Source organism: Sphingobacterium thalpophilum (genome assembly GCF_901482695.1).
Taxonomy (GTDB): Bacteria; Bacteroidota; Bacteroidia; order Sphingobacteriales; family Sphingobacteriaceae; genus Sphingobacterium; species Sphingobacterium thalpophilum.
Window position 1 is genome coordinate 1,470,367 of sequence record NZ_LR590484.1, and the last position, 22,156, is coordinate 1,492,522.

Annotated in this window: 15 protein-coding genes; 4 read left to right on the plus strand and 11 right to left on the minus strand. The window is 48.8% G+C overall.

Annotation, left to right across the window (positions count from 1 at the left end):
* Nucleotides 1-50 precede the first annotated feature (50 nt).
* The 4 genes from FGL37_RS06285 to FGL37_RS06300 all read right to left on the minus strand — a co-directional run bounded on the left by FGL37_RS06285 (nt 51) and on the right by FGL37_RS06300 (nt 7,628).
* A complete protein-coding gene (locus tag FGL37_RS06285; protein ID WP_028069249.1) occupies nt 51-1,121 on the minus strand; it encodes a phytase in 1,071 nt (356 codons plus the stop codon).
* Between the two features lie 117 nt (nt 1,122-1,238).
* Complete coding sequence (locus tag FGL37_RS06290; protein WP_160169474.1) at nt 1,239-2,825, minus strand: tetratricopeptide repeat protein; 1,587 nt, start codon at nt 2,823-2,825, stop codon at nt 1,239-1,241.
* 42 nt (nt 2,826-2,867) lie between these two features.
* A complete protein-coding gene (locus tag FGL37_RS06295) occupies nt 2,868-5,690 on the minus strand; it encodes a TonB-dependent receptor (protein ID WP_051606658.1) in 2,823 nt (940 codons plus the stop codon).
* Between the two features lie 330 nt (nt 5,691-6,020).
* Nucleotides 6,021-7,628, minus strand: a complete 1,608-nt coding sequence (locus FGL37_RS06300) for a TlpA family protein disulfide reductase (RefSeq protein ID WP_081817819.1) — start codon at nt 7,626-7,628, stop codon at nt 6,021-6,023.
* Between the two features lie 117 nt (nt 7,629-7,745).
* On the opposite strand from FGL37_RS06300, the gene FGL37_RS06305 reads away from it, so the two are divergent.
* From FGL37_RS06305 to FGL37_RS06320, 4 genes are all read left to right on the plus strand, one after another.
* Entirely contained in the window at nt 7,746-8,276 is a 531-nt protein-coding gene (locus tag FGL37_RS06305) for an RNA polymerase sigma factor (RefSeq protein WP_028069253.1), read from the plus strand.
* Between the two features lie 44 nt (nt 8,277-8,320).
* Nucleotides 8,321-9,349 carry a FecR family protein gene (locus FGL37_RS06310; RefSeq protein ID WP_028069254.1) on the plus strand — a complete coding sequence of 343 codons (1,029 nt, stop codon included), beginning with the start codon at nt 8,321-8,323 and terminating at the stop codon, nt 9,347-9,349.
* 23 nt (nt 9,350-9,372) lie between these two features.
* On the plus strand, nt 9,373-12,729 hold the full coding sequence (locus FGL37_RS06315; protein ID WP_051606659.1) for a SusC/RagA family TonB-linked outer membrane protein: 3,357 nt from the start codon (nt 9,373-9,375) through the stop codon (nt 12,727-12,729).
* Between the two features lie 106 nt (nt 12,730-12,835).
* Nucleotides 12,836-14,338 carry a SusD/RagB family nutrient-binding outer membrane lipoprotein gene (locus FGL37_RS06320; RefSeq protein ID WP_037532718.1) on the plus strand — a complete coding sequence of 501 codons (1,503 nt, stop codon included), beginning with the start codon at nt 12,836-12,838 and terminating at the stop codon, nt 14,336-14,338.
* Between the two features lie 169 nt (nt 14,339-14,507).
* Here FGL37_RS06320 and FGL37_RS06325 read toward each other — a convergent pair whose 3' ends face one another.
* The 7 genes from FGL37_RS06325 to FGL37_RS06355 are packed head-to-tail and all read right to left on the minus strand — an operon-like array spanning nt 14,508 to nt 22,149.
* Nucleotides 14,508-15,434 carry a siderophore ABC transporter substrate-binding protein gene (locus FGL37_RS06325; RefSeq protein ID WP_028069256.1) on the minus strand — a complete coding sequence of 309 codons (927 nt, stop codon included), beginning with the start codon at nt 15,432-15,434 and terminating at the stop codon, nt 14,508-14,510.
* Between the two features lie 27 nt (nt 15,435-15,461).
* Nucleotides 15,462-16,223, minus strand: a complete 762-nt coding sequence (locus FGL37_RS06330) for an iron ABC transporter ATP-binding protein (protein ID WP_028069257.1) — start codon at nt 16,221-16,223, stop codon at nt 15,462-15,464.
* A 1-nt stretch (nt 16,224) separates the two neighbouring features.
* Complete coding sequence (locus FGL37_RS06335; RefSeq protein WP_028069258.1) at nt 16,225-17,166, minus strand: iron chelate uptake ABC transporter family permease subunit; 942 nt, start codon at nt 17,164-17,166, stop codon at nt 16,225-16,227.
* Complete coding sequence (locus FGL37_RS06340; RefSeq protein ID WP_081817820.1) at nt 17,163-18,107, minus strand: ABC transporter permease; 945 nt, start codon at nt 18,105-18,107, stop codon at nt 17,163-17,165. The genes FGL37_RS06335 and FGL37_RS06340 overlap by 4 nt, the downstream gene beginning before the upstream one ends.
* 11 nt (nt 18,108-18,118) lie before the next feature.
* A complete protein-coding gene (locus tag FGL37_RS06345) occupies nt 18,119-18,427 on the minus strand; it encodes a cupin domain-containing protein (RefSeq protein ID WP_051606660.1) in 309 nt (102 codons plus the stop codon).
* A 6-nt stretch (nt 18,428-18,433) separates the two neighbouring features.
* Nucleotides 18,434-19,699 carry a DUF4374 domain-containing protein gene (locus FGL37_RS06350; protein WP_028069261.1) on the minus strand — a complete coding sequence of 422 codons (1,266 nt, stop codon included), beginning with the start codon at nt 19,697-19,699 and terminating at the stop codon, nt 18,434-18,436.
* Nucleotides 19,700-19,719: 20 nt separating this feature from the next.
* On the minus strand, nt 19,720-22,149 hold the full coding sequence (locus FGL37_RS06355; RefSeq protein ID WP_051606662.1) for a TonB-dependent receptor plug domain-containing protein: 2,430 nt from the start codon (nt 22,147-22,149) through the stop codon (nt 19,720-19,722).
* Nucleotides 22,150-22,156 lie beyond the last annotated feature (7 nt).

A 22,156-nucleotide genomic window follows, 5' to 3' on the forward strand; every position in this document is an offset into this window, starting at 1 on the left:
GACCCGTATCAAACTTGCGCGAACGGGTATAAATACGATCCGTTACCGTTTTATTGCTGACTTGCAGCTCTTATCTTTTCCTCAACGGACCTCCAATCGTAAACGTGGAATGTACGGTCTGTGCTCATCGCCACAAAGATACCTTTTGGGAACTGCGGTCCCAAACTGACTTGGGTAGCATCTGCCCCGTCTGTTTCCATCGCGCTCACCGGAATCTCCGCAAGCAGCTCGTAACGGTGCGGATTACCTGCGCTTCCTTCACGTGGGTATACCATAAAACGCTGCGAGCCTTGATTGGAAACCAGTATGTAGCCAGTTTTGTCGCCGGTTTTATAGATGGCAATCCCTTCGTGATCCACCGAGAAGCCCGTCTGGGCAAATAAAGCCAGTTCACTGTTATCTTTCGCATCCGGATCTGCCAGGTATTTGCGCACACCAGTCTGCTCATCCGAGTAGTATACATATCCCAGCTCATTGTCCACTGCAATAGCTTCAATTTCTTTTTTGCCGCTATACCGGCCAAATTTGCGTACCACTGTTCCTGTGACCGCTCCATTGCTGGGTTTCAGCTCGTATTGCCATAAATAATTATCCTGTGGTCCCGTTTTACGTCCTACAATTGCAAAAATACGCTGATCTGAAGGGCGCGTATACAATGCGATACCCATGGGGTCTCTGTCCTGTTCACCCACAAACACCTCTATTCCGCCATTATCAATCGGCTGCAGGTCGGGCAGCGAGAAAACACGGATCTTATTCGCATTTCGCTCTGTCGTGACGGCGATATCAACCTTTTTGCCGTTCAGCTCAAAGCCGTAGGCAATGTCCACATTGTTGGGGCGCTGGATGCCACCAACACGCTTCACGATCTTGCCGGTTAAGTCAAAGGCATACAAGGCGCCATCCTTATCTTTATCGGTACCGATAATCAGGCTCTTGCCCGCATCAGCTGGATTGATCCATATCGCCGGATCATCAGAATCGTGCCTGACGTGCTCTGTAATTACTGTAGCCTGTAAAGTGTCTGTGCGGGCTACGTTCTGATCCGCATATACATCTAGGCTAGTCGCACAAAGGCCTGTCGCACACGATGCGAAAAATAATGTTTTTAGCTTATTCATATCATTTGCTTTAGTAAGGGCCAAATTGTGATTTTCTGTCGGATTACACCCCAAATCTAGCGTTACAAATAGTGTACAGCGCCTTATTTGAGCGCAACAAAAAAGCAACATGCACCCTTAAATGGATTGTATAAAGGCAGTTAGACTACTCCCTTGTTCTAATTTCAATTTTTTTCGGAGGCGGTATCGTGCTACACGGAGGCTATCGCTCGATACGCCCAGCAGCGCAGCGATGTCTTTGCTGTTCATATTGAGTTTGATCAGTGAGATGAATTTGATCTCCGTAGCCGATAGCCCCGGATTGATCTCCTGCAGTTTGTCAAAAAACTCCTGGTTGATTTCTTCGAAAATCCGTCTGAAGTCTTCCCAGTAGTTATCCTGATGAAAGTTCAGATTGATTTTATTTAGCAGGGCACGCAGCTCCTTCTTGTAGCTGCGGCCATCGCTTTTGATCATCTCTTTCAATGTTGCACTGATGTCTTCCAGTAATTGATTTTTTTGAATGGACTGCAGGGTATGTACTGTGATTTCACGCGCTTTATTGTGCAGACTTTCCTTCAGCTGCTCTTCCTGCATCTTCTTATTGTTCAGGTCAATTTCAAGCAGCTCCTGCTGTGTCTTCAGCAGCGCCTCCTCCCGACGGCTGATCTCAATTTCGCGCCGCATCCGGTACCGTTGGTTACGGATGACAATAGCAGCCACCAGGATAAAAAACACGACCACAATACCCGAGACAATATAGATCGCCCTGGAGATCTTTTTCTGTTGCTCCATTTCGGCAAGCTGCATTTCTTTTCGGTCGAGGCCATAGATCACTTTCAATAAGGCTTCCTGTTTTTTGCTTTCCTCGGAATAAGACTTTAAGAAATATTCCCGGCTTAGTTCGAGGTAATAGAAGGTACTGTCGCTTTTTTTTAGAAAGTAATACGTCTTACCCAGGTCTCTATATGCGCTGCTCAGCCTGCTGTACGCATTGGTGCTTCTGGCCAGTGCCTCGGCTTTTCGCGTGTAATGCAGCGCCTGTGTATAATCGCCTTTTTTGCGGTATACATCCCCCATGTTGTTATAGACATCAATACGTATTTCGGTATTGCTACCCTGTTCAAACCAGTCCAGCGCCCTCGAAAAATGGAAATGAGCCTGGTCAAACTGCAGCTTATCTTCATAGATGCTGCCCAGGTTGTCGTGGACCAGCGCTATCCCTTCGCTATCGCCGATGCGTTCAAAGAGGGACATGGCTTTTTCCTGATAAAAAAAAGCGCTGTCATAGTTTGCAATTTTCTCGTAAAGATGGCCGATGCTGGCATAGGTACGCGCTATAGCCTTTTGATCGCCGAGCCGCTGAAAAGTGTGCAGCGCTTTAAAATAAGCTGTGCGGGCGTCATTTTGCTGTTTGGTAATCAGAAAAAGTAGAGCCAGATCATTGAGGTTGTCTGCCATCTGCTGTTCATTTCTGTCGGAACGGAAGATCTCATCCGCTTTCATATGATAATCGAGGGACTGCGTGAACAGCCCCATCTGATAACAGATCTGGCCCATACGCTGTAGCGCTCGTGCCTCCTTGAGCAAGTCACCATCGGTCCGGGCCTGCTGTAAAATTTCATTCTGTGCAACAAAAGCCGCATCGGAAGGATGCGTTTGCGATGCAGTAGCAGCGGTATTTTGTGGCCGGACGAGGCCCAGCACACAAAATATAATAATCAAGGTTCCTATACACTTTTTTATCATGCTGCTAGTATACGAATTTTAAAAGTCAAACTTCACCCCGAAGTTGTACCGTGGACGGTAATACTCCATCTGTCTGCTCTGGGCCGCCACTCCCTGATAGTACCGCAGCGGCTGGTTCGTCAGATTGGTTGCTTCGGCAAAGAAACGGGCGACTTTAGAAACTTTATAAGAAGCATTGGCGTCCAAGAAGAACTGCTTGTCATAGAAGACGTCCCCAAAAGCATCACCACCCAGTTCGTCGATGTAAGCGGCCGTATAATTCGCCGACAGACGTGCTGCAAAGCGTTTATTTTCCCAAGAGAGTGAGGCATTCAGCATATGCGGAGCTGTCCCCGGCAAGCTAACATGCTGCCTTGGCTCACCGTCACTGTTGGTAATGCCTCTGGCTCTGGACTTCGTGAAGGTATAGTTGGCATAGATACCAAAACCGCGCAGGAATTTGCCTGGCAAGAAGTCCAGCTGTCGTTGTACCGCCACCTCAAAACCATATACATTGACACTTTCGCCATTGCGGTTTTGCGTGAATGCCCACTGCTCCCCATCCGGAATCGGATTGGTCAGATCAGGAAAATCACTGGCAAACTTGGACTGTGTATACGCGCGGTCAGCATAGGTATAAATAAAGTTTTTCAGATGTTTATAGAACAGTCCGCCTGAAAGAATACCCACCGATTTGAAGTACTGCTCGGCCATCAGGTCAAGGTTATAGGCATTGGTGGCGTCCAGGTCCGGATTGCCCGCTGCAATGGCCTCATCACCGGCTACAATGCCCACAAAAGGCGTCAGTGCATAATAGTTTGGTCTCGCCAGCGCTGTTGTGAAAGCACCCCGGAGTACCAGATCATCATTCGCCTGATATTTTACGGCCAGGCTTGGCAACAGGTCAGTGTAGCTATTCTCTGAACTACGCGTACCGGCCAGATCTTCTTCGTTTTCGATGATATTACCCGTGTAGTCAATTTTGGTATGTTCAAGACGTAAGCCCGCAATCAACGATAATTTGTCTGTAATATCCTGATCCCAGCGCAGATACCCCGCATAGATCTTTTCCTTGGCAGTGTAATTGAGAGCCAAAAACTCGGACGGATTCTCTTCCCCTGTAAAGACATTCTGGTCAGTCAGATTCAGGCTCGCCAGATAAGCTCTGCTCGCAAACAGTCCCGGTACATATTGCTCACCCGGCTGGAAATTCTTACCATCAAAAAAAACATGCGGGATAGATCCTAAGTTCGGAATCAAATCCTCATTGACTGGGCTATACTCGATGAAATTATTGTTTCTATCCTTATTTTTGAGTCTCAGGCGCCCACCAAAGCGTAAGCGGCCTTTCTGCCCCTTCACTAATGAAAGAGGCAGTCTAAAATTTATTTTTGCGCCCAGTTCATCCTCTTCAGTGAGGTCGGTATTTTCCGATATCGTGTTCAGGCCAACGCCGTTGGCATCAAAATTTACGGGGTTAAACAGCGGAAATTCATCTGTCCCTGTAAAGTTAAGGGTATTATTCTTCTGGCGGAACAAGATGTAACGTTCGTTGGGGCGGTATTCTCTTGCTTTGGAATAGCTCAGCGTCCAGTCCATATCCAGGTCTGCCGAAAGCAAGTGCTCACCGCGCAACGAGTAGTTCTGTACCCGCTGATCCTCGAGGCGTGCCATTTTATTACGATCGTTGTCTATTCCCCCTTTGGTCTGGATACCGATGCGGCCCTTATATCCTGTGATCCCATTGTCACCATTATATTGTGGCTCGATATCATCGATACGCATGCGGTACCTGTTCTCGCGGTCGTCCCGCCAGTTGTACATGGCATTGGCATAGAGGCTGTGGTTTGGGCTCAATTTAAAATCAAAGGCAGCTGCCACACTGCGGCGGATACGCTGTACATCGTATTTCCGGATGTCCATCTCCTCGACGAATGTATTGCCGAAATCATCCTTCGCCCATACCGCTTCGACATTGTCCGATCCGTACACGTTATTATTGTAGGAGCCGCTCAGCACCATACCAATGGCCTTTTTGGCAAAGCGGTTGCCATACACAAATGCGCCGGTGTACAGCGCTTTGTCGCGGATCGGATTATAACCAGAAGACAAGGTAGCCGAGATGCGCTCCCCATTGGGTGAGGCACGGGTGATCAGGTTGACCGAGCCGCCTATGGCATCGGCATCCATATCTGAGGTCAGCGTTTTATTGACTTCGATACTCGAGATCATGTCCGACGGAATCAGGTCCATCTGTACCCGCCTGTTGTCCCCTTCGGCAGAAGGTATGCGGTCACCATTTAATGTCACTGAATTCAGTTCGGGAGCCAGTCCCCTGATGATGATGTTGCGCGCTTCACCCTGATCATTCTGCATCGTGATGCCGGGGACACGTCGCAGTGCCTCACCAATATTGGCATCGGGAAAACGGCCTACCTGATCGGACGAGATGATATTGGTGATATTGGATTTATTTTTCTGCTGATTGAGTGCCCGCGCCTGCCCCCGTGCGCGGTCACTGAGCACCTCCACCTGGTCCATCTGTATAGCGGCATCTTCCAGGATCAAGTTGACGGTTGAATTGCCCCCCTTGGTCACGGTGACTTCCTTACGCTGCGGCTTATAGCCCATATATACGACTTCAACGATATAGGTCCCTTCAGGCACTTTCAGAAACTCAAAATCCCCTGTCTGGTCGGAGACCGTATAGCGGTTGCCCACATTGAGCCGCACTGAAGCTCCCGGAAGAGAAGCCTTTGTCATGTTCTCAATCACTTTACCGGAAATAACGCCCGTACCCTGCTGCGCATGGCACCATATGACCGTTAAAAAGATCAGTAATGAGGTAAAAAGTGTTTTCATCTTTGCTTAATTATTTGATTTTGGTTTTCATTGTCGACTGCTGCGAAGTTGAAAATTATTCGGGTCAGCAAGATCCAGCGGAGCGTTACAAAAAGGAACCATGCATAAACAATCCGTTATCAAAACATAAACAGCGGACTGAAACGCTATCACAAACACCTAAAAATCAAAACTTTCCAAAGATTGAAAATATCCATTAAGAAATTGTTTCGTTAACAATAACAAAAGATTAGGGATGCCTTGGCAGGCACTAATGCTTCAGGTCGTGGGTCCCGAGCCAGTTTCAACCAAGCGCAGTAAGGAAGAGGGCAATAAAGCAGCCTTCGGGAGTTAAATCCCCTGCATCATCTGGTGGGTAAATAACTTCGGATAATTTCTCGGCAGCTCATAGCGCCAGTTGTGGAGCGAGAAATGATCATTTCTGATTCTACCATCCGGGTCCATCAGAATGTACCGCGGTATCCCATTAAATTTAAACAGCTCACGGAGGCCCAAATATTCATCTGCCGAGACAATATAACTTTCGTGCATCAGATTTTTGACCACATAGTCGTTGTAGAAGTTCATATCCGGCGTGCCGCTGCTGTCGGTTACAAACACAAATACAAGATTGGGATTGTCCTTGAGTTTTATCCGCTTTTCGCGCATGGATTCAATTCCTGCACGGCAGGGGCCGCACCACTGCGCCCAAAAGTCCACGATGACCACTTTGCCGCGATATTTGTCCGTCAGCTTTTTGAATACGGCAGCGGCAGCCGTCTGAGGCAGGACATATCCATCCGCCGATCTCTTTATCCGTGCCGTCAATGCCAGAGCCTCATCCTTCAGGTCCTTATTCGTCAATCGCTTCAACAGCCTCGCTGAAATGACATTGATCCGGGCCGTGTCCTTAGCAGCGGAGATATTAGCCTTCAATGTTCTGAGCTTGGCCACCTCGGTCAGCAGAGTACCCGCCAAGGCCGGATTGGCCACTTGATTAAGTGAATCCAGGATCGCATACTGATCAGCACCTCGCCCTGCATTCAGTAGTTGATAATATCCTTCAGGCTGAAATAAAGGAGAATACTCAAACCGGTTGATAAAAGAAGAAAATTGAGGTGTGACCAACAGTGTGCGGTCATTAAGATCTAGCCGCTTGATAAAATCAAAATAATCGGCCGGAGCTTGCCTAAGGTAAGGATTTAACGTATCCTGTCTTGAAAAATTGGCACGGTACATTTCGGCGTCCATGAGCTGCGCCGCATAATTTATGGCCACGTCCGCGCGAATCAGCTGCTTTACTTTGGCCGTGTAGCTGGACTGTGCCAGACGATCACTTACCTCCCCCTGCACGCTATCCCATTTGGCGAGCAGCAGCTCCTTGGTCTGCTGCAGCGGTCTTTCCTTCAACATTTTTTCGATGTTGTCATAAAATGCCCTCCGATTGTCTTGCCATTTAAAATCAAGCAGCTGCTGGTTTTCCGCAGCCAGGGGGCCCTTATACTGCAACAGTTGAAGTTTATTGTCCGGAGCCACCCTGAACAGCATGACCAGCGTATGGCCAGGTTCGATGTAATAGTTATATACATTATCGTTGAGCATCAGATAAGACATCTGGGGAAACACGGCCGGATAGCTGACTTCAAAACGACCGTCGGGATAGATCTGGATCGTGGATGGATATTCCTCCCTGGTCAGTAAATTGTCGCTGTAAATGATGCCACTACTAAACCCCATCGTCGTTTTATAGCCGTCTATATAGCCAACAATACGGACAGAATCCCTTCTGAAAAAACTTCCTTCGTAATTCTTTAGCACGGTCCCTGTTTTCGCTTTTTGGAGCTGCTGCTGTATCCAGAGGTTGGGATCGGATGTAGATGTCTGCTGAGAAGCGGTCTGTGCCGAAGCAAAAGAAAAACCCAGGAAAATAAAAAAGATAATGATCTGGCCCTTCATCATTTATGGTTTTGATCCTTTAAGTTAAGGATTTATTTTTTAATGCTGGTAAAATAAATGCCTGAAAGACTTTGAGCAGACAAACATTATCCCTATATTCAGGTATTCCAAGCCTATACTATGGAAACTGACCTTTCGCTCAATGCCCGAAAATTCGAGGAATACTTCGACCGATGGAGCCCCAAAGTATACCAGTATGCGCTCCATAAAACCAGATCGTCCTACCTGGCCGAAGAAACGGTGCAGCGCGTTTTCATCAAGCTCTGGCACAACATGTGCCACAAAAATGTTGAGGCCAGCATAGAATCCCAGCTTTTCTGTATCACGCGGACCACCGTCATCGACTTGGTCAAAGCCGAATACCATAGAAACAAACTCCTGCAGTGCCAGCCCGCTCCGATCCTACAGTATAGTCCCCAGGAGGACTATCAGGCCAAACAGCTTGCCAGTGGGCTGCAGCAGATTGTCGAGACATTGCCCTACAGGCGCCGGCAGATCTTTATGCTGAGCCGATTTTCCCAGCTATCGCACAAAGAGATTGCACAAAAATTGTCCATTTCCACCAAAACAGTAGAAAACCAACTGGCGCTCGCTTTAAAAACCATCCGAAAGGCGCTGTTTATCGGCATCTTGATGCTGACAAATTTGTAATTTTTTTTTGGGGGATACGCGTTTTTCAATCGTAATCTTTCTATATGAAGATTACAAAAACACTGATTGACAAGTATCTGAGCGGCGGAGCAAGCGCAGAAGAAGTCACTGCTATAGAAAATGCACTGGCTAATCAGGAACTTGACCTGGCCGACTACATGCCGGAGTCAGAGTGGCAACAGCAGGACAGGCCGCCGGACTTTGACAACAAGTCCACTCTAAAAGTCAGTCTGTTTAAACAATTGGGCCTCGGTGGCGGCAGTCACCATACCGCTAAATGGTTGCGCTATGCAGCGGCTATATTGACGGCTGGCATTGGCCTGTGGCTGGTGTATACCCAGCTTCCGTCACCAGAGCCCATCACTGCCCAGCGGGCTGCCTCACCACCGAGTGTTCCGTCTCCTGTACAGCCGGGCAACCTGTATTACATCAATTCGGGCAACACGGTGCTTTCGTTGACGGCGCCCGACGGCTCCGGAATTGAGCTCTATCCCAATTCCGAAGTCAAATTCAGCGCTGATTTCAGTACCACGCAATCCCGTGACATCCAGTTAAAAGGGAAAGCCAGATTTATTGTAGCCAAAGATAAGAGTAAGCCCTTCCGGGTGCATACGACTGGACTAACCACGACTGCACTAGGCACTATTTTTACTGTAGATGCGCTCGGTACGTCCATCACGAAAATAAAGTTGCACGAAGGGCGCATTGAAGTGCAGGGCACCCGTCAACATCCGGACGGCAATGCGCTGAAGCTACAGTTTATGCCCGAGGAGGAGATCAGCATCAGCCGCGACCAGCAGATTGTTGCCGAGACACGCATCACTGCCACACGGAGCAGCCAAAGAGGGTCGTACCGCAACACCGCCGGACAGCTATTTTTCAAGAACCTGCCGCTGGAGGATGTGCTCCGTATCATCAGTCACAACTGCCCCGTCAAGCTAAATTACGATGCACAAGATATTCAGGACAAATACTACAGCGGCACCTACACCGACACGGCAGAGGTTTACCGGCGTATACTCGCGGATATCCAGCAGCTTCACCGGATCAGCATAACGATACAGAACGAATAAATTCACTATTTAACCCATAAATTATGCACAATTATTTACCTTCCAGGCATCGTGTTCTCACTATGCTGCTGTTAAGATCCAGCATTCGTGCCGATGTCAACTGGGCACTCCGTCTTGGTCTCATGGGCCTGCTATCGTCGAGCTGTCTCGTCGCTCAAGCACAAGAGCAAGCATCAATTACCGGAATCATCAAAGATGAGGCCGGCAGGCCGATACCCTCGGCCACCGTCACGGTCCACAATGCGGCAAGCGGGCTGAAAAAAAGCACCACCAGCAGACCCGATGGAACCTTTGCACTGGATCAGATCCCTCCCGGTCAGGGTTACAAAATCAGTGTATCGTCGATCGGGTATCAGAGCAAGGAACTTACGGATTATACCATTACCGAAAGGGATAAACTTGCGATCACGATCAGCCTGGAGTCTGTAGCCGAAAATCTGCAGGAAGTCGTAGTCACGGCACTTGGGATCAAACGGGAGAAAAAAGCTCTCGGTTATACCGTCGCCGAACTCAAAGGCGATGAACTGACACAGGGCAAGGAGACCAATGTGGCCAATGCGCTATCGGGCAAGGTGGCCGGCGTGCAAGTGAGCCGTGCGGCCTCGGGCGCCGGAGGATCCTCGAAGGTCGTCATCCGCGGCAACAATTCCCTGATCGGCAACAGTCAGCCTCTGTATGTTGTTGACGGCGTGCCTATAGACAATCAGAACATCTCCTCCCCCAACCAGTCGGGCGGCACAGATTATGGTGACGGCATCGGCAACATCAATCCCGAAGATATTGAAACCATGTCGGTGCTGAAGGGCCCCAATGCCGCGGCATTGTATGGGCAGAGAGGCAGCAATGGGGTTATCCTGATTACGACAAAATCAGGGAAAGCCGGAAAAACGCGGTTTAACTATGGGACAGACTTCTCTTTGGGCAATGCCCTCGTGCTGCCCGATTTTCAGAATGTCTATGGCCAGGGGCTGAACGGTACCTTTACCCACTTCCGAAAAGACGATGGCACGATTGTTTCGATGAGTGATGCCCTCAAGTTTGGTTACAGCGGCCTACCCAAAATGAGCGCTGGGCGCGACCGTACCACCCGGGGTAGCTGGGGTGCCAAAATGGAAGGACAAACCTACGAAGATGCCTATGGTCATGTTCTGCAGCTGACTCCCCAGGCCGATACCTACGGGTCATTCTTTCAGACGGAAAAACAATTTGTCAACAACCTAAGTATTGACGGGGGAACCGACAAAGTTAACTATCGCTTTTCTTTTGCCAATACCGATGTGAAGGGCTATATCCCGACCAATACACTCAAAAGAAACAACTTCGGGCTGCGAACGCAGGCCAAGATAACCGACCGTTTTCATATCGACATTAAGGCCAACTATATCGCTCAGAAGGGACAAAACCGGCCGACCATGGCCGATGCGGCGGACAATCCCGCCTACCTGTTTATCAGTCAGCCGCGCAGCCTGGGCAACGATATCCTCGCCCAGTACAAATGGACTGCGGAGGAGATAAGCCGGCAGCTTGGCTTTTCAGGGCTGACAGAAGGGCTGGAAAAGACCTATGCGACCAACAGTTCCACGGCCAACCCCTTCTGGACGATCCACGAAAACCACAACGAAGACCGACGCGACCGCCTCATCGGTTTGCTTCGGCTCAGCTATGATGTTGCGCCATGGCTCAAAGTGACAGCCACCGGGGGAACAGACTACTACACGGACCAGCGTTTCCGCTATCGTCCGATCAACACCTACCAGAGCTTAAACCGAAAAGGAGATATCCGCGAAGAAGTGATCCGCGCCCGTGAGGACAACTACGATATTCTCGCCAGCTCCAACTTTAAGCTCGCGGAAGATCTAAAGTTAAGTGTCAATCTCGGTGCCAGCCATCAAAACAGATATCTGCGTATGACTGGCAATTCGGGCAACCAGTTTATAGTACCCGATCTCTTTGTGATCAACAATACAACTACCAATACCTATATTTTCGACCTGATTGAGTCCAAGATCAATTCAGCCTATCTTTCCGGACAGTTCAGTTACAAGGACTACTGGTTTGTCGATTTCTCTGCCCGCAACGACTGGTCTTCCACATTGTCCAAAGAAAACAGCTCCTTCTTTTATCCTTCCATCAGTTCGAGTCTCGTCCTGTCAGATGCCTTCAAATGGCAGTCCGAGGCGCTATCCTTTGCAAAGATCCGGGCTTCCTGGGCTCAGGCCGGCAGTTCGGGCAATCCTTACCAGCTGACGGGCACCTATAGTCTCAACCAGTATACCCATGGTGGAGTGCCCATGGCGTCCTATACCGAAATCATTCCCGACCCCAACCTAAAAAACGAGCTGACCACCTCCGTTGAAGCCGGGGCCGACCTGAGATTCCTGAAGAGCAGGTTATCCTTCTCTTTCACCTACTATCAGGCAAAGACCAAAAATCAGATTCTTGATGTGCCCATTGCCCCTTCGAGCCTGTATGTGAAAAATAGAATCAACGCCGGCGAGATCAGCAACAGAGGTATTGAGTTTGTGCTGGGGGCGACGCCCCTGCGGACCGAATCGGGCTTCGAATGGAATACCACCTTCAACTACAACCGCAACCGCAATAAAGTCGAGTCGCTCTACCCCGGCGTAGAAAGCTTCCTGTTGGCCACGGATCGCGGGATCAATGTTGTAGCCGAAGTTGGCAAACCATTTGGCCAGCTGATCGGCACGCAATTCGCCTGGATCAAAGATGCACAGGGAAATAGGCTGATCGATCCGGCCACAGGGCTGCCCCTGCGTACTGCGGGTCGCGTGCAGACCGACCTTGGAAACGCGCAGCCCGACTGGCTGGGAGGATTTGCCAACACCCTTAAATACAAAGGCTTCAACCTGTATGCTTTGGTCGATATCCGGCAGGGCGGAGTCGTGTTTTCGCAGTCCAATCGCGAACAGATCATTTATGGAACCACGCAGAAAACAGTAGCAGGACGTGACGGCACCTACGTTGCCGAAGGCATGGTGGCGCAGCAGGACGGTTCCGGAAACTGGACAAGTACCGGTACCAAAAACACGAAGCAGGTCAACGCACAAGATTACTGGAACATGGTTGCCAGCGACAAGGAAGTCATGGTCTCTGAGGAGATGGTCAATGATATGAGTTACATTGCCATGCGCGAAATCAGCTTATCCTACACTTTTCCCAAAAAGCTAATACCCCACCGAGTGATCAACTCGCTCAAACTGGGCGTTTATGGCCGCAACCTCTTTTACTTCCAGCGAAAGACGGACGGGTTTTCCCCTGAAGCTTCCGCCTTCAACGTGAACAACAGTTCCATAGGTATTGAGTCTACGTCGTTGCCGATGATGCGCACATTTGGTATTAACCTTACCGTCGGCTTGTAAATCGTTCATTGCGCAACCGGACAGTGCGCTCATCAAGCCGCACCGGTCGGCAGTCGTAAAGCGAGCCCCTGAAACAATTATTGTATAATTTAAAGAAGACAAACGGATGAAAACGATATTATTGAAAAATACATTTGCGGCCGTGTTGATGCTGTTGACAGGACTGAGCTCCTGCACCAAAGATTTCGAGCGGATCAACACGCCACCCACCTCGGTCACGGCCGTAGACCCTGCGTTATTGCTTGCCCGCATCCTGCGGGATGGTACTTTCCAGGAATCGGGCGAACTCCCGAACAATAAATTTGGATCCTGGATACAACATTGGGCAGGAGGCCCTGTTGTACCGGTATCCCGATATTTCGAGGGTCCTGAAAACCTGATCTGGTCGCAGCACTATACCTTGCTCCGCAATATTGTACAGATCAAGCAAGAGCTGGGCGGCAAAGAAAATAGTCCCGAAGGACGTAGCAAGCTGGCTATTGCCGAGCTCTACGAAGCCTACCTCTACCAGCGGCTGACCGATCTCTTCGGCGACATTCCCTACACTGAGGTGACCACAAGTAATAAAGAGATCAATCGCACTCCGAAATTCGATAAACAGGAGGCGATTTACCCTGCATTGATCCAGCGGGTAGATGCAGCGCTGGCGAAGCTCAACGATGGCGATCAGACCTACGGGTCTTCTGATTTTTTCTACAAAGGCAATATTGCAAAATGGAAAAAATTCGGCAATTCGCTCAAGCTGAGGCTGGGCATGCGCATGCGGTATGCAAACTCCAGTCTGGCGCAAAAGACGGTCACTGAGGCCATGACCTCGCCCATGGGGCTACTTTCGAGCAACAGCGACAACGCAGCGGTTGCCACATTCAACGATGCTCAGGCCGAGAATCAAAACCCAATTCTACGACAGATGACGACCGGCAGTGCCGACCTGCGGTATCTGGCCAATACGCTGGTGGACAAACTAAAAGAATACAATGATCCGAGGCTGAGCCTGCTCGCCGAGCCGGTCAATATCGGTGGAACCATAACCTATCAAGGTATTGGAGTCGCCCTTACTGACGACCAGCTATCCCAATTGATCCGTGCCAACTATTCCACAGCCAACAAATCGACATGGTTTAGTCTGACCTTCAGTCCCATTCCGAGCTATTCGTTTACCTATTCGGACGTTTGCTTTTACAAAGCTGAAGCTGCACTGCTTGGATGGGGGGCGACGAGCGCTGACGCGCAGACCTACTTTACCGAAGGTGTAAAGGCTGCTTTGGCTCTGCCCCCATATAACCTGGCGTCAGTACCAACAGCCTATGCGCAGACTGTGCTTAATCTGAATGGGCTGACCGATGATCAGAAAATGGAGCGTATAGCGACCCAGAAATGGATCCATCTTTTTGGCAGGGATATGGAGGCCTTCGCCGAGTGGCGGCGCACAGGCTACCCGAGGCTGACCCCCGGACCTAATGCCGGTTCGACCAATGGCCAGATTCCCAGACGCGCGATCTATTCCAGCGAAGAAGCGCAACTAAACGAGGCCAACCTAAAAGAAGCCGTGTCCAGGATGAGCAATGGTGACTCATTCCTGTCGAAAGTGTGGTGGGACAAAAAATGAGAGGACAACCGGCAGGTAAACACGAATAAAATAGGGCTTTCCAAAACGACGGAAAGCCCTATTTATTCGATTCTCAAGCAGGACGTTCATCCCTGCCCGTCCCAAAGGAAATTGCTGCTGCGTCGCAGGAAGAAAAAAAGATCTCTTCCACGGATAGCCCTCATCTGATTCACTCATATCCTTTTAATACATCATCCAACATCCGGTTCAGGGAGTATGTTCCCCCACCTGACAGGTACCAGACGTTCGGGTCCACATGAATAATACGGTTGTTCTTGAATGCATTGGTTTTCTGAATCAATGCATTTTCTATTTCGTCTTTATCGGTCTTCTCTCCCAGCATGATCTCATTCCTGTCGATGATATACAGTATATCAGGATTGACACGGCTGATATACTCACTCGATACCACCGTTCCGTGTACCCCTGCCTGCTTATTTTCATCCGCCGGTACAGCTTTCAGGTCGGTATACAGAAACCCATACCTGGAGTTGTTGCCAAATGTACTGAAAGCGCCCGCATTGTACATCAATACCATGCTTTTCTTCGGGCTGGCGCTTATGGTTTTTACTGCTGTTTCGATTTTACGTTTTATTTCAGCTACTTTCTGGTCTGTCTTATCCCGAACGCCGAAGATGTCACCGATGGTATTCAGATTGTCGATAACAGATTGCATATAATTTTCGTTTTTGACGCCAAGATAAATGGTGGGAGCAATTTTTGACAGTTGTTCATATTCTCTGGACGTTACTGCCGAAATAACCACCAAATCGGGCTTTATCTGATTCACCCGCTCCAGATTAGGCTGGATGATCGAGCCGGCATCCTGTACATTCGGATCTTTTCTATATTTTTCAAGATGCTTTGCCATGTAATCTTTGGGAATACCCGCCACCGGGATGTGTAGTTCATCCAGCGTTTCCAATGTGCCCACATCAAAGACCACGACTCTCCGGGGCTGTACAGGCACTTGGGCCGTACCCAATTCGTGCTGCACGGAGACAGTCTCGCCCGCGGCTGTCCGGCTTGGATTGTCACAGGCCGTGAAAGTCAATATACTGGCCGCAAATAGTATGTTAAAAAGGTTTTTATTCATATGTGATGATTTAGAGAATTATACATGTTATATCTTATAATAATTACATAGTACTGTCGTGTCATCCCGCATAATGCGGAAGTCAATACCATATAGCTTCCGGAGCATTTCTTCGTTTACCATATGCGCTGTCTCACCGCAGAAGACGACCTCTCCCCCTTTGAGACCGACGATATAGTCCGAATAGTTCGCCGCGAAATTAATATCGTGGATCACCGCGATGACCGTCCTGCCAAAATCCCTGACCAGTCGGCGGACCGTCTGCATGATATCAACAGCATGTTTCATATCGAGATTATTGAGTGGTTCATCCAGCAAAATATATTCGGTATCCTGCGCGATGATCATTGCCAAAAATGCGAGCTGTCGCTGTCCGCCGCTTATTTCATCTATGTAGGCATCCCGGATCGCCGAAAGATCCATCATGGCGATGGCATCCTCTATTTTTTGATGATCTTCCTGATTCAATCGCCCCCGGCTATGCGGAAAGCGACCGAAACCGATGATTTCGGACACTTTTAGCTTGAGGTCAAATACATGATGCTGCTTGAGAAAGGACAGCTTTTTGGACAGCGTGCTCAAAGGATAACTGTTGAGCCCTATTCCGTCCAGGGTTATTGTTCCTTGTCCAGGTTTTTCCAGACGGGCGACGAGCGACAACAGCGTGCTTTTCCCAGCACCGTTGGGGCCAATCAGCGACACCACTTTTCCTTTCGGGATGGACAGGCTGATATTTTTCAGGACGGGATGCTGTCCATATTTTTTGCAAATTGATTGAATTTCTATCATATTATTTCCGAAGCTGTTTGATCATAAGGACAAAAAAGTAACTCCCCCCAAGCAGATTGATAAGTACACTGAGGCTGTGTCTATAATTAAGGATATGTTCGATGGCAAACTGGGCTCCGGTCATCAGTATCAATGCAATTCCGGCAGCCAATCCAATGGTCCGCGCATGAGAGGCTGTGGCGGACAGCCTGTAGGTAATACCGGAGACAAATATGCCAACGAAGGTAATCGGCCCGACAAGAGCCGTGGACACGGATACCAGCACTGAAATAGCCAGAAGCTGTTTTCTAACAAGGTCATCATAGTCCACCCCGAGGCCGAGAGCGTACTCCCTGCCGAGGCTGAGCACGTCCAAATACCGGAAATAACGCTTGACATACAGGAGCAGGGCAGCCACAACCAGCAAAGCGATAGCCAGTGTATCTATCGACGTCCGTCCTAACGAGGAGAACATGGCGCTCTGCACATATCCATACTCGTTTGGGTCGATGGCCATCTGTAGGAATTGCGTCGTTGCACTAAAAAACATGCCCAGCACCAGACCGATCAGAAGAATATAGTACACGTTTTTCTTATGGTTGCGAAACAGCAATACATATAGAGCGAACGAATACGCTGTCATGATCGCCGTCGAAAAAACAAAACTCCACAGTTTTGAGCGCACGAGTTCACTACCGGAGCCTAAAGCCATCAACATCAGGACCTGTGAGAGCACAAAAAGATGTTCATAGCCCATCAATGACGGCGTCAGGATCCTGTTTGCCGAGATCGTCTGGAACACGATGGTGGAATAGGCCAGGGTCAGACTGACCAGTACCAACGTAAATAGTCGCTCCAGCCTACCTGTCATGATGAAAACGTCGCTTATATCGGCGCGAAAAAACACAAATAGCACCATCATGAGCAGGGCTGCCAGATTTATGATCACTGCCTGTCTGCTCATCTTCCTTTTCTGATTAAGATGAACAAAAACAGCAGCGCGCCCAGCGAACCGACGATCATACTGCAGGGTATCTCGTAAGGATAAATTACAACCCTGCCCATGATATCACAGACAACCAGCGTTATCGCACCGTAACAGGCCATGTAAGGCAGGTTCTTCCTTAAATTGTCGCCGTGTATGAGCGATACCAGATTGGGGATCACCAGATCGATGAACGGAATAGAACCTACGGTTAGCAGGGTTATGCTGACCATGATGGATGTGAGCATCAGTCCTACGCAGGTTACAGCCATGTAATTAACCCCTATGCTGGAAGTAAAATCCCTGCCCAGCCCCACGATCGTAAAACGGTTGGCATAGCAATAACAGACAGCAAACAGCGGTAGCAGGATATAGATCACCTCGTATTGCCCCTTCAATGTTTTGGCAAAATTGCCCACCATCCAGCTTTCCATATTCTGAACAATGTTGAACTGCACGCCAATGACATTAGCGACGGCATTCAGGATGTAACCGTACATCACGCCAAAAACCGGTATAAGCACAGTGCTCCGTTTGACAACCGGGATCATGGAAAAGGTAAAGAGTGCAGTCAGCGAAAAACAGAAGAACATACCAAAAATAAGTTTTGTCAATAATCCCGACTGCGGAAAAAACAGCAGGCCGAACAAAACACCCAGTTTGGCAGCATCCAAGGTCCCCGCCGTTGTAGGGGATATAAACTTGTTCTGCGTAAGCTGCTGCAGGATGACACCGCAGATGGAGAGCCCTGCCCCTGTCAGGATCAGCGTTACAGTACGCGGGATACGGCTGATCCATAGCACGTCGCGATTACCTGCCCCCGGGTGGAACAAACTGGCCAGATCCAGCCGTTCCACACCCAACAAAACGGAGACAGCAGCAAAAAGTATTAAACAGCACAGCAGCAAAGACCAACGCACTTTATATAAACCTATCTGGATTCGAAAAATAAAATAGTTGTCTCCTCATGTGCATAAGGTTTATGCCAGGAGCCTTTAGGGATGACCACAAATTCACCCGTTCCGACCTCGATGCTATCCCCATCGGCAAATTCGATGAACAGCACACCCTCGACCACATAAAATAGCTTTTCACCATTTTCATGTGTATGCATTTCAAATTCGCCTTTGATCTTCGCCATATTGACCACATGATCATTAACTCGGGCGACCTGCTTGAGCGACCAGAGTTCCTTCAATGCCGCCGATTCATCTTTTAAATTTACTTTCAAGATTTCCATATATGATTATTTATTTTCCAAACGGACAAAGCCACTTACTTCCCCTCCTCTGATGACATTAAAAGCCGGTGAGGCAGTGTGATCTGACAAATTCACACGATAATATCCATTGAGTCTCTGTGTCCGGTTTACCACCCGTAAAAAGACCTGATTATCAACAACCTCCACATTACCGGTAGAAAGCCCAAAGACCGTCAGCGGTGCACCGGTGATCTCCGTAGCTTTTTTAGTGGCGATATCCACTTCAAAAAATTTATATATATTGGTATTCAGGTTGGTCAGTCCCGGAACAATAATTTTATCCTTCGAACAGTCCACATATAACTTGCCGTTCAGCTCCCGGAAACTCCACAAAAGTGCCCCTTCCGGCATCCCTAGATCTGTCGCGCTCAGCTCCCAGTTTTTGTCAAAATCAGTTTCACCGGCCTTGATCCTGAAAATAAAGGATTTTTCAGCCTGGAGAATTTTGTCCTCATTGGTATTCCAGCCCGTTGTCAATACATATAATGCGCCATCGCTTCCCTTGATCCAGGCAGGGAACTCGGAGGTAGAATAACCGTGATTTTTGGCTACGGGATGAATGATGACCTTTTCCACCCTTTCCGTAGCAATGTCCACGACAGCCAGGCGGTAATTGCGGGTATTATCATTATGTCCATTACCATCTTTGCGGGAATAAGTTACATTGACAAATAACTTGCCCTCCTTGGCAATCAATGTCTGGTTACCGATGTATACATTGGTACTGATGTCCGTTCCTTTTTCAACGACTGATGACAAGTCAATTTCTCCTGTCCGTTGCATCGTCGTCGGATTGAACTTTTGAATCTTGGTTTTGCCGCGGTCTGCATCGAAATAAAAGCCGGTGGTTTCATCTACCTCAAGATGCTGGGCGGAGGTGCCGCACTTGATAAAGCCCGTTTCCTCGAATTTTCCGTTTGCACCGATTCCATAACGGACAATGCCCGTTTCACCTGACAGTCTCTGCCGGTTGAATATCCAGTTTTTGAATGTACGGAAGCCGCCATAATTTCGGGACTGCAAGGAATAGCCGCCGATGTTGTCTACCTCACCTGCCGGGACCTCATTATAGGCCGCATAATAGCCCGAACCATCACTCACTGCCCACTCGGCGGTTAGCAGGACATATTTTGCGTTCGTCGCAGGATTATTGCCATTTCCCTCACCGGAGGTTTCGTCTTTCTTACAGGAGATGAGTGCCGTGCCAGCCAGCAGAACCAGCGCAAATGCACTTAACAGATGTTTTCTCATGATTGTATTGGTTTCAGTTATTAATATTTCAGGATATAGTTTAATTTCAGGTGGAAGCTACGGCCAGCGTTCTGAACTTTAAAGTTGTCAAACACAGCTGCATCGAATAGGTTCTTGCATTCCACATTGACGGTCAAGGGCAATGCGGACTCTGGCTGCCATAGCAGTCCCACAGCATGTACCGTCTGTGAAGGAATAATATTGGGAGCATCGACCTTGGCTTTGCCCCAAAGCCCCAAAAATCCATCAGGTTCTGTATTTCTGGGAATGTAATTCAGATAGTATTGGTGCACATAGGCCATGTTATAGTAGGCCTGTAGCTTGTCCCTTTTCCTGAACACATTGGAAAAAGCCGATGATGCGCCGACATTCGCAAAAAAATAAGGCGTATTCCGCAGGCGAGCTCCCTCCAGATAATCCATCAGGGGATTGTCGATATGGTATAAGCGGAAGTCCTGATAGGTACCATTGGCGTATAAGGAAAGCCAGGATCCGGGAGTGTATCGGATATCCGCCTCAAAGCCTATTCCCCGCACAGATTCGACATTGACACTTTGCGAATACAGCAAATTGACAGGCACTGTGATGATCATATCTTTGGTGATCCGGTAGAAACTGTTCAGTTCGATATCAACCTTATCGTTTGGTCTCGTTCGGATACCTATGTTTCCGTTGGTACTTTTCTCGGGCCTAATGGCAAAATTAGACAATACATATGCACCATTGCCGAGGATCTCGGTCTGCTCAGGCAGCCGCGTCGCCAATTCGCCTGAAAGCCTCAGATAAGTGCGTTTGGATAAATTGTATTTAATGGACTCCGCGACACCAAGTTTCGATACATCCGCCCTGGACGTATTTTCGTTGAGGTATCCGGTATTGATATTGACTTCCTGCCCCGCAGTTTTTGCATAATAGTATTTTACCTGGAACAGATTTTCCAGCTTATTTTCCAATAATTCGGTTTTCCAGCCCAGACCGGCAACCACTTTCTGATAGCTTGCCGGCAAGGACTGCAGGTCCACAGGGTTGCTTCCCGCGGTCGTGGGACCGTAAGGATCCTTTCCCGTACGGCCGTAATCGTTATATACTACATTGAATGATAAGCTACTATTAGCGGCAGTTCGATAGACCAATCCTGTCCGTGATGTAAAGTTCGAGTACGTATACGATGCTAAGGTCGGATTGCCGGATTCACCGCGCCTGTTGGCATCCACTGGTGGATGATAGGTCCCATACCAATCGTACGAGCCGCTTAACGTATCGATCTGACGGCCGCGGATCCTGCTGTATACCAAAAACTGGTCTATCGTTAATTTATGATCCCAAAAATCTTTCTTATAACGTACTGTCGGAATGATGGCTGCATGTTCACTTGCTTTGGCTGCTCCGAAAGGCTTTTCCATCAAGGCCGCGAACTGGTTATCGCGATCAATTCGAAAAGCTGTCCACCCCACACGGAGCTCATCTGCCCAGCTCAGATTGGACCAGCCCCCATAGAGCTCAGCATACGCCTGTTTAAACTGATTGTGAAATAATCTGACAGTCTCCGCAGACACCGTCGATTTGTCCGGATCGGGGATATTCGCGGTCACTTTATAATCATTATCCGAATAATTATAGAACCCATCCAGGCCCCAGTAAAAATGACTTTTTCCGGCACTGCTTTTCAAGTTGACGGAGGCACGATGTGTGTTAAAGGATCCTATTTCATAGGATAAGGCCGCATATCGTGAACTTTCCGTTCTCGAGACCATATTGACGGCACCGCCGAGCGCGTCAGCACCGATTTCAGTCGGCAGCACACCTTTGTATACCTCCACCCTTTCCAGCATATTGACCGGTATAGACGAAATGTTATACGAAGCACCGAGGTAATCCGTGGGAATACCATCTTTAAATAGCTTGATGGACTTACCCTGAAACCCGTTGAGCATGACGTTCGTATTGCTGCCCAGTCCTCCCGATTGCCGGACGCGTACACCCGCTGCACGATTCATCAGTTCCACCAAGGTTACAGCCTTTGCCTGTGCAGCCTTCGTATCTATAATCTCAGCCTTGACAAGCGCATTCCGCGCTTTTTGATTCCGGTTTTCCCCGCTTACATGAACTTCCGCAAGGCTGGTGATCTCGTCGACGAGAATAAACGATAGCCGGCTGTCGCGGTTCTTATGCAAATAAACATTTTTGACCTGGATCCCCTTACCCAAAAAGCCGGCCTGAATGCTGTATTCTTTGTCAGGCGGCAGGTCAAACGAAAAGCGCCCACTGCCATCCGTCGTGATCTGCATGCTATTGTTGCGCACGATGACTGTCGCTCCAGAGACAGGATGCCCTTTTTCGTCGTACACATAGCCCTTGATGAGGCCGCCTTTTGTCTGTCCTTCGACAGGACGTACCCCTATAAAAAGCAGCAGAAAAATATAACATAGACACTTGTGAATCGGCTTCATCAACAAA

Bases quoted from the DNA above. Each gene is read 5' to 3' on its own strand.
- FGL37_RS06285 (WP_028069249.1), bottom strand. From the start codon at position 1,121: ATGAATAAGCTAAAAACATTATTTTTCGCATCGTGTGCGACAGGCCTT.
- FGL37_RS06295 (WP_051606658.1), bottom strand. From the start codon at position 5,690: ATGAAAACACTTTTTACCTCATTACTGATCTTTTTAACGGTCATATGG.
- FGL37_RS06300 (WP_081817819.1), bottom strand. From the start codon at position 7,628: ATGATGAAGGGCCAGATCATTATCTTTTTTATTTTCCTGGGTTTTTCT.
- FGL37_RS06305 (WP_028069253.1), top strand. From the start codon at position 7,746: ATGGAAACTGACCTTTCGCTCAATGCCCGAAAATTCGAGGAATACTTC.
- FGL37_RS06310 (WP_028069254.1), top strand. From the start codon at position 8,321: ATGAAGATTACAAAAACACTGATTGACAAGTATCTGAGCGGCGGAGCA.
- FGL37_RS06315 (WP_051606659.1), top strand. From the start codon at position 9,373: ATGCACAATTATTTACCTTCCAGGCATCGTGTTCTCACTATGCTGCTG.
- FGL37_RS06320 (WP_037532718.1), top strand. From the start codon at position 12,836: ATGAAAACGATATTATTGAAAAATACATTTGCGGCCGTGTTGATGCTG.
- FGL37_RS06325 (WP_028069256.1), bottom strand. From the start codon at position 15,434: ATGAATAAAAACCTTTTTAACATACTATTTGCGGCCAGTATATTGACT.
- FGL37_RS06330 (WP_028069257.1), bottom strand. From the start codon at position 16,223: ATGATAGAAATTCAATCAATTTGCAAAAAATATGGACAGCATCCCGTC.
- FGL37_RS06335 (WP_028069258.1), bottom strand. From the start codon at position 17,166: ATGAGCAGACAGGCAGTGATCATAAATCTGGCAGCCCTGCTCATGATG.
- FGL37_RS06345 (WP_051606660.1), bottom strand. From the start codon at position 18,427: ATGGAAATCTTGAAAGTAAATTTAAAAGATGAATCGGCGGCATTGAAG.
- FGL37_RS06350 (WP_028069261.1), bottom strand. From the start codon at position 19,699: ATGAGAAAACATCTGTTAAGTGCATTTGCGCTGGTTCTGCTGGCTGGC.
- FGL37_RS06355 (WP_051606662.1), bottom strand. From the start codon at position 22,149: ATGAAGCCGATTCACAAGTGTCTATGTTATATTTTTCTGCTGCTTTTT.